10 protein-coding genes and 2 pseudogenes are annotated in these 16,170 nt (G+C 68.1%); all 12 read left to right on the top strand.

Annotated features, from left to right (window positions below; translation table 11 throughout):
- The first annotated feature begins 61 nt into the window (after positions 1–61).
- Positions 62–1,012: a TauD/TfdA family dioxygenase gene (locus ASD58_RS16530; RefSeq protein WP_229210004.1), complete on the top strand. Its 951-nt coding sequence runs from the start codon at positions 62–64 to the stop codon at positions 1,010–1,012.
- A 62-nt stretch (positions 1,013–1,074) separates the two neighbouring features.
- A complete protein-coding gene (locus ASD58_RS16535; RefSeq protein ID WP_057262274.1) occupies positions 1,075–2,718 on the top strand; it encodes an MBL fold metallo-hydrolase in 1,644 nt (547 codons plus the stop codon).
- Positions 2,708–4,000, top strand: a complete 1,293-nt coding sequence (locus ASD58_RS16540) for an efflux RND transporter periplasmic adaptor subunit (protein WP_229210005.1) — start codon at positions 2,708–2,710, stop codon at positions 3,998–4,000. Before ASD58_RS16535 ends, ASD58_RS16540 begins: the two co-directional genes overlap by 11 nt.
- Positions 4,001–4,082: 82 nt before the next feature.
- Positions 4,083–4,769: an ABC transporter ATP-binding protein gene (locus ASD58_RS16545; protein ID WP_057262275.1), complete on the top strand. Its 687-nt coding sequence runs from the start codon at positions 4,083–4,085 to the stop codon at positions 4,767–4,769.
- Between the two features lie 25 nt (positions 4,770–4,794).
- Entirely contained in the window at positions 4,795–7,203 is a 2,409-nt protein-coding gene (locus tag ASD58_RS16550) for an ABC transporter permease (protein ID WP_057262276.1), read from the top strand.
- A 13-nt stretch (positions 7,204–7,216) separates the two neighbouring features.
- Positions 7,217–8,851 (top strand): fatty acyl-AMP ligase, encoded by a 1,635-nt coding sequence (locus ASD58_RS16555; RefSeq protein WP_057262277.1) that lies wholly within the window; start codon positions 7,217–7,219, stop codon positions 8,849–8,851.
- 73 nt (positions 8,852–8,924) lie between these two features.
- The gene (locus ASD58_RS16560) at positions 8,925–9,173 is read left to right on the top strand and encodes an acyl carrier protein (protein WP_162253026.1); all 249 of its coding nucleotides are present in this window, start codon (positions 8,925–8,927) and stop codon (positions 9,171–9,173) included.
- A gap of 48 nt (positions 9,174–9,221) precedes the next feature.
- Positions 9,222–14,182, top strand: a 4,961-nt coding sequence (locus ASD58_RS32780) for an amino acid adenylation domain-containing protein (protein ID WP_373994452.1), incomplete at its 3' end; no start/stop codon positions are given.
- Position 14,183: 1 nt separating this feature from the next.
- Positions 14,184–14,347 (top strand): annotated as a pseudogene (locus ASD58_RS32785) (hypothetical protein); the annotation flags it as partial.
- 15 nt (positions 14,348–14,362) lie between these two features.
- Positions 14,363–14,462, top strand: a pseudogene (locus tag ASD58_RS32790) (AMP-binding protein); the annotation flags it as partial.
- A 114-nt stretch (positions 14,463–14,576) separates the two neighbouring features.
- The coding region (locus tag ASD58_RS16575; protein ID WP_229210006.1) for an AMP-binding protein at positions 14,577–15,053 on the top strand (477 nt) is incomplete at its 3' end.
- A gap of 58 nt (positions 15,054–15,111) precedes the next feature.
- Positions 15,112–16,170: phosphopantetheine-binding protein (locus ASD58_RS32795; RefSeq protein ID WP_373994453.1), on the top strand; the 1,059-nt coding region annotated here is incomplete at its 3' end.

Raw genomic sequence — 16,170 nt, forward strand, 5'->3', positions numbered from 1 at the left:
TGCGCCAGCTGTCGCCGACACCTTGCACCCGTCGCGGGAACCTGCACCAGGAAAAGGAGGAATGATGAAGATCGACCGTCTGTTTGTTGCCGAGCACCATCCAATCAGCATTACGCCGCAAGGCGACCGCAGCCTGCAGGCGCTGGCTGCCTATATCGAACAGGAACAGGGCACGCTGGCACATTCCTTGCGCCGCCATGGCGCCATCCTGTTCCGCGGTTTCGACGTGGCCGATGCCGGGCACTTCAGCCAGGTCGCGCGCCAGCTGGGCGGACAGCCGCATGCCTATGTCGGCGGTAATTCGCCGCGCACCCGCGTCAGTGCCGACGTCTCCACCTCAACGGAATATCCGGCCAGCGAGACGATCTCGCTGCACAATGAAATGTCGTACCAGCCGGACTGGCCGCGCCGCCTGTTCTTCTTCAGCCAGCTGCCGGCGCTGGCCGGCGGCCAGACCTCGCTGGCCAACGGCCGCGACATCCTGGCCCATCTGCCTGCCGAGATTGTGGAAGCGTTTCGCCGCAAGCGCGTCAACTATGTGCGCCATTTCCATGCCAACGGCAAGGTCGGCAAGACCTGGCAGTCGACCTACCAGACCGACAGCCGGGCCGAGGTCGAACAGATCGTGGCGCAACAAGGTTCGCGCTGCCACTGGAAGCCCGATGGCGGGCTGCAGGTGAGCACCGTCTGCGACGCCATCATTACGCACCCCGAGACCGGCGAGGAAGTCTGGTTCAACCAGGCCGAACAATGGCACCCGTCCGCCCTGCCAAAGGAAGTCCGCGACTTCTACCAGCAGCGCGGCCTGCTGGCCCACCATTGCGAATTCGGCGACGGCACGCCGATGGACGAGGCGATGCTGGCCGAGACGCGCCGCGTCGCCACCCGGCACAAATTGCTGTTCGACTGGCAGGCCGGCGATGTGCTGATGCTCGACAACGTCCTCATGCTGCACGGCAGGGAACCATTCAAGGGGCCGCGCAAGACCCTGGCATACCTGTCGGCCGCCTGAACTGCGGCCGGGCGGGACGTTTCAACATTCATTCAGACCAAACTTTTACAAAAAGGGGACTTATGTTGTCGGCTCAAGAAAACCACGGCGGCGGTGATCAGGTATACCTGCGTCCGGAAGTCAAGATGGAACCGCTGATCTGTGGCTGGTATGCGTGGTCGCACCTGATCGCGCCGGCGCAGCTGGCGCTGCACATCACTTACCGCATCCTGCCCCTGATGCAATCCTTTGTCGCCAATCCGGCCGTGCACATCGCCGCCTCCAGCGACCCGAAAATGTACGGCGGCCCTTTCATGAGCCTTGGCGAGCAGGACATCGCGCAGGTCAAGCAGCTGATCGAGCGCACCAAACTTGACTGTGCCAGCCTGATCCAGTTCGCCCAGGACCTCAAGGCGCTGGACGCCATGCTGCAGGACAAGGCCACCGGCTATTCGCTCAACGAGTACTACGCGAGCCTGCCGCCATCGCTGCAGGGCCTGGTGGAACTGCTGTACGACATCAACCACCGCCCCAATATCCGCCTGTTCGAAGGCTTGATGTATGCCGACAGGATGACCGACGCGGTGCAGGAAATGCGCATCAGCCTGGAACGCGACGCCGACCGTCATTTCTTCATGAGCACGCCACGCCTGGCGCAAAAGGGTACGCTGATCAAGAAGATGCGCTTCGATGACCCGCGCCTGGACCGCCTAGCTGCCATGCGGGTGCAGGCCGCGTCGTTCCGCGACATCGCCAGCGCCTTCGACATTGCCGAAGCCGACCTGCCGGATTTCCGCGAGTTCTTCACCAGCGCGGCGCCGCGCCGCAACGGCGAAGCCGGCTATGGCGGCGAGCAGGTGCGCATGCGCTACTTCGGCCATGCCTGCGTCCTGTTCCAGACCGCCGATACGGCCGTGCTGTTCGATCCCTTCGTCAGCACCGAACATGGCCCTGACCAGCGCTACACCATCGCCGACCTGCCGGACTTCATCGATTACGTCGTGCTGACGCACTCGCACCAGGACCATTTCAATGCCGAGATGCTGATCCAGTTGCGCAGCCGCATCGGCCGCATCATCGTGCCAACCAGCAACAGCGGGAATATCGCCGACCCGGCCATCAAGCAGACCTTGCTGGAACTCGGCTTCGAGCGCATCGACGTGCTGGATGCCTTCGACGAAGTCGCCCTGCCGGAAGGCAAGATCGTCAGCCTGCCGTTCACCGGCGAGCACGCCGACCTGAGCATTTACAGCAAGCAAGCCATCGCCCTCACGCTCAAGGGCAATAAATTCATGTTCCTGATCGATTCGGACGGGCGCGACGCGGTGCTGTACCGGCGCCTGATGCGCCTGATTGGCCCGGTGGACGCGCTATTCATCGGCATGGAATGCCATGGCGCACCGCTGACCTGGCTGTACGAGCCGCTGCTTGGCAAACCGGTCAACCGCCGCAACAACGAATCGCGCCGGCTGTCGGGCGCGGACTGCGCCAGGGCGCAAAACATCTTGGATGAAGTCAAGGCGGCGCGGGTGTTTGTGTATGCCATGGGCCAGGAGCCCTGGATGAAATTCATCATGGGACTGGAATACGAGCCGGACAGCATCCAGCTGGTCGAATCGACGCGCTTCGTGGAGCAATGCAACAGCCAGGGCACTCCCGCCGAGCGCCTGTATTGCAGCAAGGAAGTCCTGTTCCCGCCTAAGGCAGCCGCGCGCCATGGCGGCTAACGACCAGCTGTCGCGCGCGCCTGCCTCCGGCGCCGCCATGGACACCATCGTGCCGCGCCGGCGCGGGCGCGGCCTCGCGCTGGCGGCCGCCGGGCTGGTGGTGCTGGCCGCCGCCGGCGCCGGCTTGCGCTACCTGGTGCCGAGCGGCCTGCAGGTGCTGGCGTCCGACCTGCGGCTCGCCAAGGCCGAGCAGGGCGTATTCCGCGACGAAATCGTGGTGCGCGCCAAGGCCGAAGCGCTGGAATCGGTGATCCTGGACTCGGTCGAGTCCGGCCGCGTCGAGGAAGTGTATGCGGCCGACGGTGCCATGGTAAAGCAGGGAACGCCGCTGTTCCGCATTTCCAATCCCCAGCGCACGCTGGAATTGCTGCAGCGCCAGTCCGAACGCGCGCAGCAGATTTCCAACTTGTCCAACCTGCGCGTGCAGCTCGAAATGAGCCTGACCGACCACCAGCGCCGCCTGTCCGACATGGAATACGCCCTGGAGCAGCAGCGCAAGACGCATGCGCGCAACGCGCAGCTGGCACAGCAGGGCTTCATCTCGAACGTGGTGCTGGAAGAGTCGGCCGACAGCCTGAAGCAGAAGAGCCGGGTACTGGAGGAGGAACGCCGCCGCAACGCCACCGAGACCGAAGTCAAGGGCCGCGCCATCGCCGAGATGGAGAAGGCCATGAAGAGCCTTGACTCCGGGCTGACGCTGGTGACGGCCACGGTGGAGGCGCTGCAGGTCAAGGCGCCAACGCCGGGCCGCCTGACCGACTTCCACCTGCAAGTGGGGCAGACACTGAAGCCGGACCAGCACATCGGCCGCATCGACGATCCCAGCCGCTTCAAGCTGGTGGCGCAGATCGACGAATTCTATTTGAACCGCGTAGCGAGCGGCCGGCGCGGCAGCGTTCGGCTGCAAGAGACCACGTTCCCGGTCACGGTGGCGCGCGTGTTCCCGCAAATTAACGAGGGGCGCTTCCGGGTCGAGCTGAGCTTCGACGGCCAGCAGCCGGACAGCATCAGCCCGGGCCAGAGCATCGACGCCAGCCTGGCGTTGGGCGAGGCCAGCCAGGCCGTGGTGCTGCCCAGCGGGGCATTCCTGAACGACAGCGGCGGCGCCTGGGCCTTCGTGCTGGCCCCGGACGGGCGCAGCGCCGCACGGCGCCCGATCCAGGTCGGGCGCACCAGCAAGACGCAAGTGGAAATCAAGGCCGGCATCAAGGCCGGCGAGCAGGTGGTGATCTCGAGTTACGCCAACTTCGGCAATGCCGACAAACTCGATATCGGTCGCTGAAGCCGGCAGCAGGGCAGGCGGCAGGCAGCCAGGGCAACACGAACGGGCGGTACATGACAACCTTGAAAGTGAAGCGAAAATTATGCTCAAACTAGTGAACGTCAGCAAAATCCATCAGGCGGGCGAAGTCCAGACCACGGCGCTGGCCGGCATCAACCTACACATCCGCGCCGGCGAGTATGTCGCCATCGCCGGGCCGTCCGGCTGCGGCAAATCGACCTTGCTCAACATCCTGGGCATGCTTGATTCGGCCAACCAGGGCGAGCTGTGGTTTGAGGGCCAGAACGTGGCGGACTGGAACGAGGGACGCCTGAACGAGCTGCGCCGCGGCCGCATCGGCTTCATCTTCCAGAGCTTTAACCTGATCGAGGAATTGACGGTCTTCGAAAACGTCGAGCTGGCGCTTGAATACGGCGAGTTGCCGGCCAAGGAGCGCCGCCAGCGGGTGCAAGCCATGCTCGAGAAACTGGGCATCGCGCATCGCGCCAGGCACCGTCCGTCGCAGCTGTCCGGCGGCCAGCAGCAGCGCGTCGCCATTGCGCGCGCGCTGGTGGCCGGGCCGGCCATCCTGCTGGCCGACGAACCGACCGGTAACCTGGATACGGCGCACGGCGAGGAAGTGATGCAGCTGCTGCGCAAGATCAACGAGGAAGGCACCACGGTCGTCATGGTCACCCACTCGCCGTCCCATGCCGCCCAGGCGCAACGCATCCTGACCTTGCTCGATGGCCGCGTAGTGTCCGATTCGCACATCGCCAAAGCGGCCTGAGCCGGTACCTGACGAGGAAAACGAGATGAGACTGAGAGACTTTCGCATCGGCTGGCGCCTCCTGCTGCAAGAGCCGACAGCGTCGTTGCTGACCATACTGGGGCTGGCGGTGGGCTTCACGGTGCTGTTCTGCAGCCTGGCCTTGCTGTACTACACCCATAGCTTCGACCGCCAGGTGCCGGACGCGGAACGCGTCTATATCGTCAAGTCCGCGCCGAACTGGCAGGGCAGCATGTGGCGCGAAAACATCCCGCTGCGCGTCAACGACGCCCTGCAGCGCAGCGGCTTGCCGCTGCAGGCTTCGCGCATCATGCTGGTCGATGCCGAGATGCGCGGCCGCGACCTGGTGCAGCAGGTCAGCCTGGCCGCGGTCGATGCCAGCTTTCCCGCCATGTTCGGGGTGCGGGTCCTGGCCGGCGACGTCAACCAGGCCGTGAGCCGGCCCGACGCCATCGCGCTGACCCTGGCCTCGGCGCAGCGCCTGTTCGGCAGCAGCGACGTGGTAGGCAAGAGCGTGACGATCGGCGGCCAGGCCTTCCAGGTGACGGCGCTGCTGGCGGACGCCCCGGACAATTCGACTGTCGGCTATGCGGCCCTGGGGGCGATCAACACCAATGCCTGGGATGCCAAGTACCGCACCGCGACGCTGGAGGATTGGAGCAACCTGGACGGGCGGCTGTACTTGAAGCTGGGCGCCGGCACCAGCCCCGACGCCGTCGCGCGCATGCTGGAAACGGCGCTGGAAAATTCCCCGCTGCGCTCCCAGCTGAAGCCGGACGAAGCGGCCGAAGTGGGCACGCGCCAGCTGTTCGACGTTGCCCTCGGACCACTGACCAACTCCTACCTGGACCCGGTGCAGCGCAGCGGCAACAGCTCGAAAAAGGGCAACCCGACCGTGCTGGCGGCCATTGCCATCGTCTCGCTGCTGATCCTGTTGCTGGCCACGGTTAACCACGTCAACCTGTCGACGGTGCGCATCATCAACCGTCAGCGCGAGATCGCGGTGCGCAAGGTGCTGGGCGCCAGCGGCGCGCGCGTGATCGGGCAAATGATCGCCGAAGCGGTGCTGGTCTCGACCCTGGCGGCCCTGATCGGCGCCGTGCTGGCGGTGCTGCTGCTGCCGGGGGTGGCCCATTTCACCAGCCTGGCCCTGACTGAGCTGCTGACGGCAGGCAACATCCTGCTCGGCCTGGCCATCTGCCTGGCCTTCGGTGTTGGCGTAGGCGTGCTGGCCGGCGTTTATCCGGCCTGGATGACCGTCAAGATGCGCCCGGCGCAGATCCTGGGCGGGCGCGGCAATACCGAGGGCAAGCACGGCTTCTGGCTGCGCCGCGGCCTGACCGTGCTGCAGTTCGCACTCGGCATGTGCCTGGCCAGCGTGGCGCTGACCATGACCTGGCAGGTGCTGCGCATCAGTAATATGAATTTCGGCTTCGATCCGGATCCGCTGCTGTCGATCGTGCTGCCGGCCAACCTCGACAAGCCGGAAGCGCAATCGTTCCGCGACGCCGTGGCGCGCCTGCCCGGGGTGGCCCAGGCGGCGGCCGCCAGCGAGACCGTCGGCCAATCCTCGCTGTACGACGTCGAAGTGAAGAGCGCCGACGGCCGCGTGTTCAAGATGGGCAGCACCCCGGTCAGCCCGGACTACTTCGATGCCTACGGCGTCGGCCCGGTCGCCGGTCGCCTGTTCAGCGCGGCCATCGACCCGCGCGAGAACGCCAGCGTGGTGGTGATCGACGAGCTGGCGGCGCGCACGCTGGGATTTGCCACGCCGTCGGCCGCGGTGGGCCAGATCATCAGCGTCGGCGACAAGGCGCTGCAGATCGTCGGCGTCAATCGCGCGCTGCTGACCCAGAGCATCAACCGCGAGGTCCGCCCGCGCATCTTCCAGCTGTCGCTCGCCACGCCGTCGCTGACGGTGCGCGTGCAAGGCGACACGGCGCCGGTGTCGGCCGAAATCGAGAAGCTGTGGAGCCAGCACTTCCCCAACAATGTGCTGGTCATCAACCCGGTGCGCCGCATGCTTGAAATCAAGGCGCGCGAGATCACGCCTTTCCTGCGGCTGGTCTCCATGATCACCGTCATTGCCGTGTTGCTGGCCGCCTTCGGCATGTACGTGCTGTCGGCGCACAGCATGCAGCGCCGCGCCCGCGAAATCGTGCTGCGCAAGCTGTATGGGGCGCGGCCGCGCGATATCGCGCGCCTGGCGGGACGCGAAGTGCTGACGCTGCTGGTGGTCTCGGCGGTGCTGGGGCTGCCGGCTGCGGCGGCCATCGGCCTGTCCATGCTGAAGGGCTACGCGGAGCATGGCCTGGTGGTGCCGGCGGCGCTGGCCATCGCCCTGCTGGGCGGTGTGCTGATTGCCCTGCTGTCGAGCTTGCGCCATACGCTGGCGGCCATGCGCGTTTCGCCGGCCCAGGCGCTGCGGGGCTGAGGCGGAGCGATCCTTGACCACCATTTGCGACCTCCTGCTGCAGCGCGCCCTGGCGCACCACGACAGTGTGGCGTACCGCTTTTTCCAGGGCGGCGTGGCGCATCCGCACTGCCTGACGATGGCCGACCTGCAGGCGGAAGCGACGGCGCTGGCGGCGCAGCTGCAGCAACGCGGCTGTGCCGGCGAGCCGGTGCTGCTGGCATGCAAGTCACAACGTCATTTCGTGATCGCGTTCTGGGCCTGCCTGCTGGCCGGCGCCGTGGCTGTCCCTAGCGCCGAGCCGCACCGCGCGCTGCTGGCCGAACGCCTGCAGCTGCTGCTGCGCGACAGCGGCGCGCGCTTGCTGCTGTGCGATGGCACGACGGTCGGCGCGCAGCTGCCGCAGCTGGACGTGGCGCAATGGCTGCAGGATCCGGAGCGCCTGGCGCATGGTGCGCGCTGGGTGGCGCCGCAATTGGGCCCGGACAGCGTGGCCTTCCTGCAGTATTCATCGGGCTCGACCGGTGACCCGAAAGGCGTCATCGTCACGCATGGCAATTTGCTGAGCAATTGCAGCGCCATCGCCGACGGCATGGCCATCGACCGGGGCAGCGTCGTGTTTACCGCGCTGCCGCTGTATCACGACATGGGCCTGGTGGGCGGCGTGCTGCAGCCGATGTTCTCCGGCTGCAGCGGCAACTGCATGCCGCCGGCCGAGCTGGTGCAATATCCCGAGCGCTGGCTGCAGATCGTGTCCGCCTACCGCGTGACCCATTCGGGCGGACCGAATTTCGCCTACCAGCTGGCCAGCCAGACCATCGAGCCGGAGCACTTGGCGGGATGCGAGCTCGGCTCCTGGCAGGTGGCCTTCTGCGGCGCCGAGCCGATCCGCGCCGCCACCATGCGCGCCTTCAACGCCAGGTTTGCCGCCTACGGCCTGCGCCCGCAAGCCTTCTATCCCTGCTACGGCATGGCCGAATCGACGCTGTACATCAGCGGCAAGGCCAGTGGCGAGGCGGCGCGAGTGGACGACTCGAGCGGCGTGGAAGTGGTGTGCTGCGGCGTGCCGCGCGGCGATACCGCGATCGCGGTGGTCGACCCGGCCAGCGGCGTCGCCCAGGCCGAGGGCCGCGTCGGCGAAATCTGGGTGCGCGGTGGCAGCGTGTCGCCCGGCTACTGGCGGCGCGCCGACATCAGCGCAAGCACGTTCGGTGCGCGCCTGGCGGGCGAGGCGCAGGGGCGCTATCTGCGTACCGGCGACCTGGGCTACCTGCTGGACGGCCAGCTGTACGTCACCGGGCGACTGAAGGATTTGATCATTGTGTACGGCAAGAAGTACGCGCCGCAGGACCTGGAACAGGCGGCCGAAGCCAGTCATCCAGCCTTGCGGCCCAATGGCGGCGCGGCCTTCTCGGTCGAACGCGACGGCGGCACGCGGCTGGTCCTGGTGTTCGAATTGAACCGGGCCTGGCTGCGGCGGCCGGAACAGCGCTCGGCGATCGCCGGCGCCGCCGTGCGCGCCATCGCCGCCGCGCATGGCGTGACCATCGACGAAGTATTGCTGATCAAGCCTGGCGCACTGCCGCGCACCTCAAGCGGCAAGGTGCGGCGCACGCAATGCCGCGCCGACTACCTGTCCGGCGCCCTGGCCGCCGCCGGCCCAGTCTGAGCGTGCCGCCATCCGGCGCCGCGTCCGCCGGCCATTCCGCAGCACGAAACTGACCAAGATCATGGAGCGAACGATGCAGGAACAAGAGTTGAGAATGCTGCTGGCCGGACTATTGCAGGTCCCGCCCGAACAGCTTGCCAGCGGCAGCACCTTGAGCGAGCTGGGCGTCGACTCGCTGCTCGGTTTGCGTTTCGCCCGCAAGATCCAGGATACCACCGGCACTGAATTCGATCTTGAGTGGCTGTTCGATTACCCGACCATCGAGCAACTGGCAGCCTTCCTGGCCCGCCCCGCCGGCCAATCCCAGGCCATCACCTCCTGATTCCTGAAAGAGCGCACGATGTTCCAAGAGACCGAAGCTGGCCAATGGATGCCCTTGTCCGAGTCGCAGCGCAGCCGCTGGTTTGCCTACCAGGCACGGCCGGAGGGACAGGGTGGCCACAATATCGCCATCGCGCTGCGCTTGTACGGCGCCCGCGAAGACGCGCTGTACGTGCGCGCCCTGCACTGGCTGGCCGAACGCCACCCGATGCTGCGCGCCCGCCTGCGTGAGTGCGATGGTCAAGTGGAACAGTCGATCAGCAACCCGGCGCAGGTAGCCGTCAGCAGCTGCGACGCCCGCGGCCTGGACCCGGATGCGCTGCAGCGGCAGGTGCAGGCCGACGGCGCCCGGCCGTTCGAACTGGCCGGCGGCTCCCTGCTGCGCGGCCACCTGTACCGTTGCGCAGAGCAGGAACTGGTGCTGCAGCTCGTGTTCGACCACCTGGCGGCTGACGGCTGGTCGGTCTGGCGCCTGATCGGCGACCTGGAACAGATCCTCGCGGCGCTGGCAGCCGGCGCCACGCCGCCACTCTTGGCAGCGCCGGCCAGCTATGCCGATTTTATTGCTTGGCAGCGCGACTGGCTGGCAGGGACGGAAGCGGCCAGCCAGGGCGCCTACTGGCGTCGGGTGCTGCAAGGCAGCCTGCCGGTGCTCAGCCTGCGCCGGCGCGCGGCAGTGGCGCCAGGCGCCACGCCGCCCACCCTGCACAGCTGCCGCCTGGCGCCCTCGCTGGTGCAGCGGCTGAAGACCCAGGCCGGCCGGCACGGGCAAACCCTGTACACCATGCTGCTGGCGGGCCTGCACGTTGTCCTGCAGCGCCATACCGGCCAGCAGGAAATCGTGATCGGCTCGCCCATGCCGGGCCGCTGCCGGTCCGAGTGGGACGCGGTCACGGGCGACTTCGTCAACCCGGTCGCCCTGCGGCTGGCCGCGCACGGCGGCAGCACGCTGGCGCAGGTGCTGCGCGGCACCCGCTCGGCAGCGATGGGCGCCATGGCCCACCAGGAATACCAATTTGCGCGCCTGGTCGAAGAACTGGCGCCGCAGCGCAGCGCCGGCGTGCACCCGCTGTTCCAGGCCATGTTCAACTTCCAGAATCCGCGCGGCGCCGCGCAGCTGGCCGCCTTGTTGGCGGCGCAGGATGCGGCCAGCCGCATCGACTGGGCCGGGCACCAGGCCGCCAGCTACCCAGTGCACCAGAGCGGAGGCATGGGCGAACTCGACCTGACACTGGAGGCGCTTGAGCTGGACGGGGAAGTGCGCTGCGACTTCAAGTTCGCGGCCGACTTGCTGCCGCCGCCCGCGATGGTGCGGCTGGCGGCGCATTACTGCCGCGTGATGGAGGCGCTGGCGGGCGACCTGGCACAGTGCGTCGGCGATATCGTGCTGATGGAGCCGGACCAGGTGGCCGCGCTGGCGCAGGGCGCGCCGGCGGCGCCACCCCCGGCCGGGCTGGCGCACCGGGTGTTCGAAGCCCAGGCGGCAGCCAGTCCGGACGCACCCGCCGTGCGCGACGCGACAGGTGTGCTGTCATATGGCGAACTGAACCGGCGCGCCAACTGCCTGGCGCAGCAACTGCGTGCCCTCGGCATCGGTCCTGAAGCGCGCGTGGCCGTGCACCTGGAGCGCGGCAGCCCGCAACTGGTGGCCGTGCTTGGCATCTGGAAGGCGGGGGCCGCCTACGTGCCGCTGGATCCGGTCTGGCCGGCGCAGCGCGTGGCCGAACTGCTGGCCGATTGTGCTCCGCAGGCCGTGGTGACGCAGCACGCCTTGCGCGCCGGCTTGCCGCCACTGGCCATGCCCGTGCTGGAGTTGGAGTCGGAACCGGACTCGGCGCCGTGGCTGGAACAGGGTGGTCAGCACGATCTTCCGCCGGTGCAGGCGGAAGATGGGGGACGCCTGGCCTACGTGATCTACACCTCCGGTTCGAGCGGCATGCCCAAGGGCGTGATGGTCGAGCACGGCGCGTTGCTGCAGCTGTGGCAGGGCCTCGCGCCGCTGGTGGCCCTCCACTGCGCGGCGCCATCCAATATCGCGCTGAATGCGGCGCTGTCCTTCGACGCTTCGCTGCAATCGCTGCTGCAACTGTTGTCGGGCCATACCGTCGTCACTGTGCCGCAGGCGATACGTGGCGACGGCGCGGCCCTGGTCGAGTTCCTGGTCGAGCAGCGTATCGCGCTGTTCGATTGCACGCCGGCGCAGCTGGAACTGATGGTGGCGGCAGGCCTGTTGCAGCATCCGGGCTGCGCCGGCAAGGCCGCGCTGGTCGGCGGCGAAGCGATCGGCAGCGCGCTGTGGCGCCAGCTGCAGCAGGCGCCGCTGGCTTGCTACAACGTCTATGGACCGACGGAGTGCACAGTGGACGCCACGCTGGCGGCCATTGACGCCAGCGATCCCGAGCCGCACATCGGCCGGCCGCTGGGCCATGCCCGCATCTTCATCCTCGATGCCCAGGGCCGGGCGGTGCCGCCCGGCGTGCCGGGTGAAATCCATATCGGCGGGTCCGGCCTGGCGCGCGGCTACCTGCATCGTCCCGAGCTGACGGCCGAGCGTTTCATCCAGGCGCAGGTGGCGGGTGTGGGCGCGCTGCGGCTGTACAAGACCGGCGACCTGGCCTGCTGGCGCGAGTCGGGCAATATCGACTACCTGGGGCGCAACGACAGCCAGGTCAAGATCCGCGGCTACCGCATCGAAACCGGCGAAATCGAGGCGCGGCTGGSGGCCTGCGCCGGCGTGCGCGGCGCGCTGGTGGTGGCGGGGCCGGACGCGGCCGGCGGCCAGCGCCTGCTGGCCTACCTGCTCGCGCAGGAGGGCGCCAGACTGGCGCCGGACCGGATGCGCGCGGCCCTGGCCTGCCAATTGCCGGACTATATGCTGCCGGTGGCCTATGTCCAGCTCGACGCCTTCCCGCTGACGCCGAATGGCAAGCTGGACCTCAATGCTTTGCCGGCCCCGTCCGGCCAGGCGCTTTGCCTGCGCCGCTATGAGGCGCCGCACGGCGCGGCCGAGACGCAACTGGCAGGGCTGTGGCAACGGCTGCTGGGCGTGGAACAGGCCGGGCGTCACGATCACTTCTTCGAAGCCGGCGGCCATTCGCTGCTGGCCTTGCAATTGGTGGCGCAGCTGCGCCAGCAGCATGGCGCCGAGCTGGCCCTGGCCGACGTCTTCGCGGCCCCGGTGCTGGCCGACATGGCGCAGCGCATGGCAGGCGGCAACGCACGGCCGCAGCTCGCCCTGCAGACGGTGCCGCGCACGCCGCAACTGCCGGCCTCGGCCGCCCAGCAGCGCCTGTGGTTCCTGGACCGCCTCGAACGGGCCGCCGGCGCCGCCTACCACATGCCTGCCGCCTTCCACCTGGAAGGCGAGCTCGACGTCGCCGTCCTGCGCGCTGCACTGGACGCCGTCGTGGCGCGCCACGAAGCGCTGCGCACCACCTTTGCACTCGACGGCAACCAGCCGGTGCAAGTGATTGGCGCCGCAGGTGCGGGCTTTGCGCTGCTCGAGCACGACTTGCGCGGCATGCCGGCGCACGAGCAGGCGCCAGCGCTGGAACGCATTCAGGCCGAGGAGGCCGCCGCACCGTTCGAACTGGGCAGTGGGCCCTTGGTGCGCGGCCGTCTACTGGCGTTGGCCAGCCGCCGCCATGTACTGCTGATTACCATGCACCACATCATCTCCGACGGCTGGTCGGTCGGCGTGCTGACACGCGAGGTGGGTGAGCTGTACGCCGCCCTGCTGCAAGGGCGTCCCGCCCAACTGCCGCCGCTGACCTGGCAGTATGCCGATTACGCGGCTTGGCAGCAGGCCGCACTGGAACAGGATGCGATGCAGGCGCAGCTGGACTTCTGGCGCGCCCACCTGCAGGGTGCGCCGGCCGTGCTGGAACTGCCGGCGGACGTCGCGCGCCCGGCGCGCCAGGATTACGCGGGCGGCGTGCTGGCCTGGGAGTTGCCGGCTGCCAGCGCGCAGGCTTTGCGCGCGCTGGCACAGCGCCATGGCGCTACCCTGTTCATGACGCTGCTGGCCGGCTGGGCCACGCTGCTGGCGCGCCTCAGCGGCAGCGACGAGGTGGTGGTGGGCGTGCCCGTAGCCAACCGTGGCCGTGCCGAATTCGAGCAGACCATCGGCTTCTTCGTCAACACGCTGCCGCTGCGGGCCCGCTTGGACGGGGACTTGACCGTGGCCGCGTTGCTGGCCCAGGTCAGGGAAACCACGCTGCAGGGGTACGCGCAGCAGGACTTGCCGTTCGAGCAGCTGGTCAAGGCCCTGAATCCGGAGCGCAGCCTGGCGCACAACCCGATCTTCCAGGTGGCGCTCTCGCTCGACAATACGCCGGACAGCGGGGAGCTGCTGCTGCCTGGCTTGCAGACGCGCCGCGTCGCCCTGTCGAACCAGACCACCCAATTCGACTTGTCCCTGGCCCTGGCCGAACGGGGCAATGCGATCGAGGGCCGCCTGACGTATGCCAGCGGGGTATTCCACGCGTCGACGGTCAGGCGCTGGATGCGGCAATTTGCTACGCTGCTGGCAGCCATGGCCGAGCACCCCGGGCAGGCGCTTGATCAGTTGCCCTGGATGGGCGAGACTGAACGGTTGCAGCTGCTGCATGACTTCAATGCGACTACGCGCAGCTACCCTGGCGAAAGCCTGGTGCATGCCGAGTTTGCGCGGCTGGCAGCGGCACAGCCGCAGGCGCCAGCCCTGATCGGCGAGCAGGGTTCGGTCTCCTATGGCGAATTGAATGCGCGCGCCAACCGCCTGGCGCACTACCTGCGCGCGCTGGGCATCGGGCCCGATGCGCGCGTCGGGCTRTGCCTGGAGCGCGGCGCCGACATGATCGTGGCCATGCTGGCCGTGCTGAAAGCCGGTGGCGCCTACGTGCCGCTGGACGCKGGCTATCCGGCCGAGCGGCTGGCCTTCATGCTGGCCGACAGCGCGCCGGCGGTGCTGCTGACGACGGCGGCGCTGGAAGACGTGCTGCCGGTGCAAAGCCTGACGCGGGTGCTGCTNGCTATCCGGCCGAGCGGCTGGCCTTCATGCTGGCCGACAGCGCGCCGGCGGTGCTGCTGACGACGGCGGCGCTGGAAGACGTGCTGCCGGTGCAAAGCCTGACGCGGGTGCTGCTGCTGGACGACGACAGCTACGGCGACGTGACGGCRGTSGCACGCCAGCCGGACAGCGATCCRCTGGTGCCGGGCCTGGGCGCGCGCCACCTGGCGTATGTGATGTACACCTCGGGYTCGACCGGCCAGCCGAAAGGGGTCATGATCGAGCACCGCAACGTGCTGCGCCTGGCGCTCAACAGCGGCTTCGCGCCGCTGACGCCGGCTGACCGGGTAGCGCACTGCGCCAGCCCGGCCTTCGATGCGGCGACCTGGGAAATCTGGGCGCCGCTGCTCACTGGTGCCGGGCCTGGGCGCGCGCCACCTGGCGTATGTGATGTACACCTCGGGCTCGACCGGCCAGCCGAAAGGGGTCATGATCGAGCACCGCAACGTGCTGCGCCTGGCRCTYAACAGCGGCTTCGCGCCGCTGACGCCGGCCGACCGGGTAGCGCACTGCGCCAGCCCGGCGTTCGATGCGGCGACCTGGGAAATCTGGGCGCCGCTGCTCAATGGCGCCAGCKTGCTGCTGGTGCCGCAGGCGGTGGTATTGGCGCCGCAGCAGCTGTGCCAGGCCCTGGTGGCYGGSGGYGCYACKGCGCTGTGGCTGACGGTGGGCCTGTTCAACGAATACCGCCCGGCMCTGGGSGCRGCCTTTGCCGGCCTGCGCTACCTGCTGGTGGGCGGCGACGCGCTGGACGTGGACAGCGTGCGCCAGCTGCTGGCCAGTGAGCAGCGCCCGCAGCAGCTGATCAACGGCTATGGTCCAACCGAGAGCNGCCTTTGCCGGCCTGCGCTACCTGCTGGTGGGCGGCGACGCGCTGGACGTGGACAGCGTGCGCCAGCTGCTGGCCAGTGAGCAGCGCCCGCAGCAGCTGATCAACGGCTATGGTCCAACCGAGAGCACGACCTTTGCCTGCACCCACGCCATCGAGGCGGTGGCGGAAGGCGCGCGCAGCATCCCGATCGGCAAGCCAATCGGCAATACCCAGGCCTACATCCTGGACCGCGGCGGGCGGCCGGCGCCGCTGGGCGTGGTGGGAGAATTGTTCATCGGCGGCGACGGTGTCGGGCGCGGTTACCTGAACCGTCCGGAACTGACGGCCGAGCGCTTCGTCGACAACCCATTCGGYGCGGRCAAGTTGTACAAGACGGGCGACCTGGCSCGCTGGCTGGAAGACGGCAGCATCGAATTCATGGGCCGCAACGACTTCCAGGTCAAGCTGCGCGGCTACCGCATCGAGCTGGGCGAAATCGAAGTGCGGCTGAAAGCCTGCGAGGGCGTGCGCGAAGCGGTGGTGCTGGCGCGCGACGATGGCCACGGCAAGCGCCTGGTGGCCTACATCGTAACGGAAGAGGGCGCGACCTTCGATGCGGCGGCCGTGCGCCGCCAGTTGGCGCTGCACTACATGTTGCCGGCCGCCTACGTGGTGCTGGACGCGTTGCCGCTGACGGCCAACGGCAAACTTGATCGCCAAGCCTTGCCGGCGCCGGACGGCGCCGCGCTGGCSGTGCGCGAATACGCGGCGCCGCARGGCGAAGTGGAACAGGCACTGGCRCAGATCTGGCAGGAGCTCCTGGGCGTCGAGCGGGTCGGCCGCCACGACCATTTCTTCGAACTGGGCGGCCATTCGCTGCTGGCAGTGCAGGTGGTGTCGCGCCTGCGTGAATTGCTGGGACGCGAAGTCGCGCTGCGCGAACTGTTTGAACAACCGACCCTGGCCGGACTGGCGCAACTGGTGGCCGCCGGGCGGCAGACGCAGCTCGGTGCGATCCCGGTAGCTGAGCGCGGCGAAGCGCTGCCGCTGTCGTGGGCACAGCAACGCCTGTGGTTCCTCGACCAGCTGGACCATGCGGCAGGCGCGGCCTACCACATCCCGGCCGGCTTGCACTTG

This window comes from Duganella sp. Root1480D1, assembly GCF_001427305.1.
In the GTDB taxonomy this organism is placed as follows: Bacteria; Pseudomonadota; Gammaproteobacteria; order Burkholderiales; family Burkholderiaceae_D; genus Rugamonas.

What these genes read in the sequence shown, in the direction of transcription:
- ASD58_RS16530 (WP_229210004.1), top strand. Translation starts at nt 62, where the DNA reads ATGATGAAGATCGACCGTCTGTTTGTTGCCGAGCACCATCCAATCAGC.
- ASD58_RS16535 (WP_057262274.1), top strand. Translation starts at nt 1,075, where the DNA reads ATGTTGTCGGCTCAAGAAAACCACGGCGGCGGTGATCAGGTATACCTG.
- ASD58_RS16540 (WP_229210005.1), top strand. Translation starts at nt 2,708, where the DNA reads ATGGCGGCTAACGACCAGCTGTCGCGCGCGCCTGCCTCCGGCGCCGCC.
- ASD58_RS16545 (WP_057262275.1), top strand. Translation starts at nt 4,083, where the DNA reads ATGCTCAAACTAGTGAACGTCAGCAAAATCCATCAGGCGGGCGAAGTC.
- ASD58_RS16550 (WP_057262276.1), top strand. Translation starts at nt 4,795, where the DNA reads ATGAGACTGAGAGACTTTCGCATCGGCTGGCGCCTCCTGCTGCAAGAG.
- ASD58_RS16560 (WP_162253026.1), top strand. Translation starts at nt 8,925, where the DNA reads ATGCAGGAACAAGAGTTGAGAATGCTGCTGGCCGGACTATTGCAGGTC.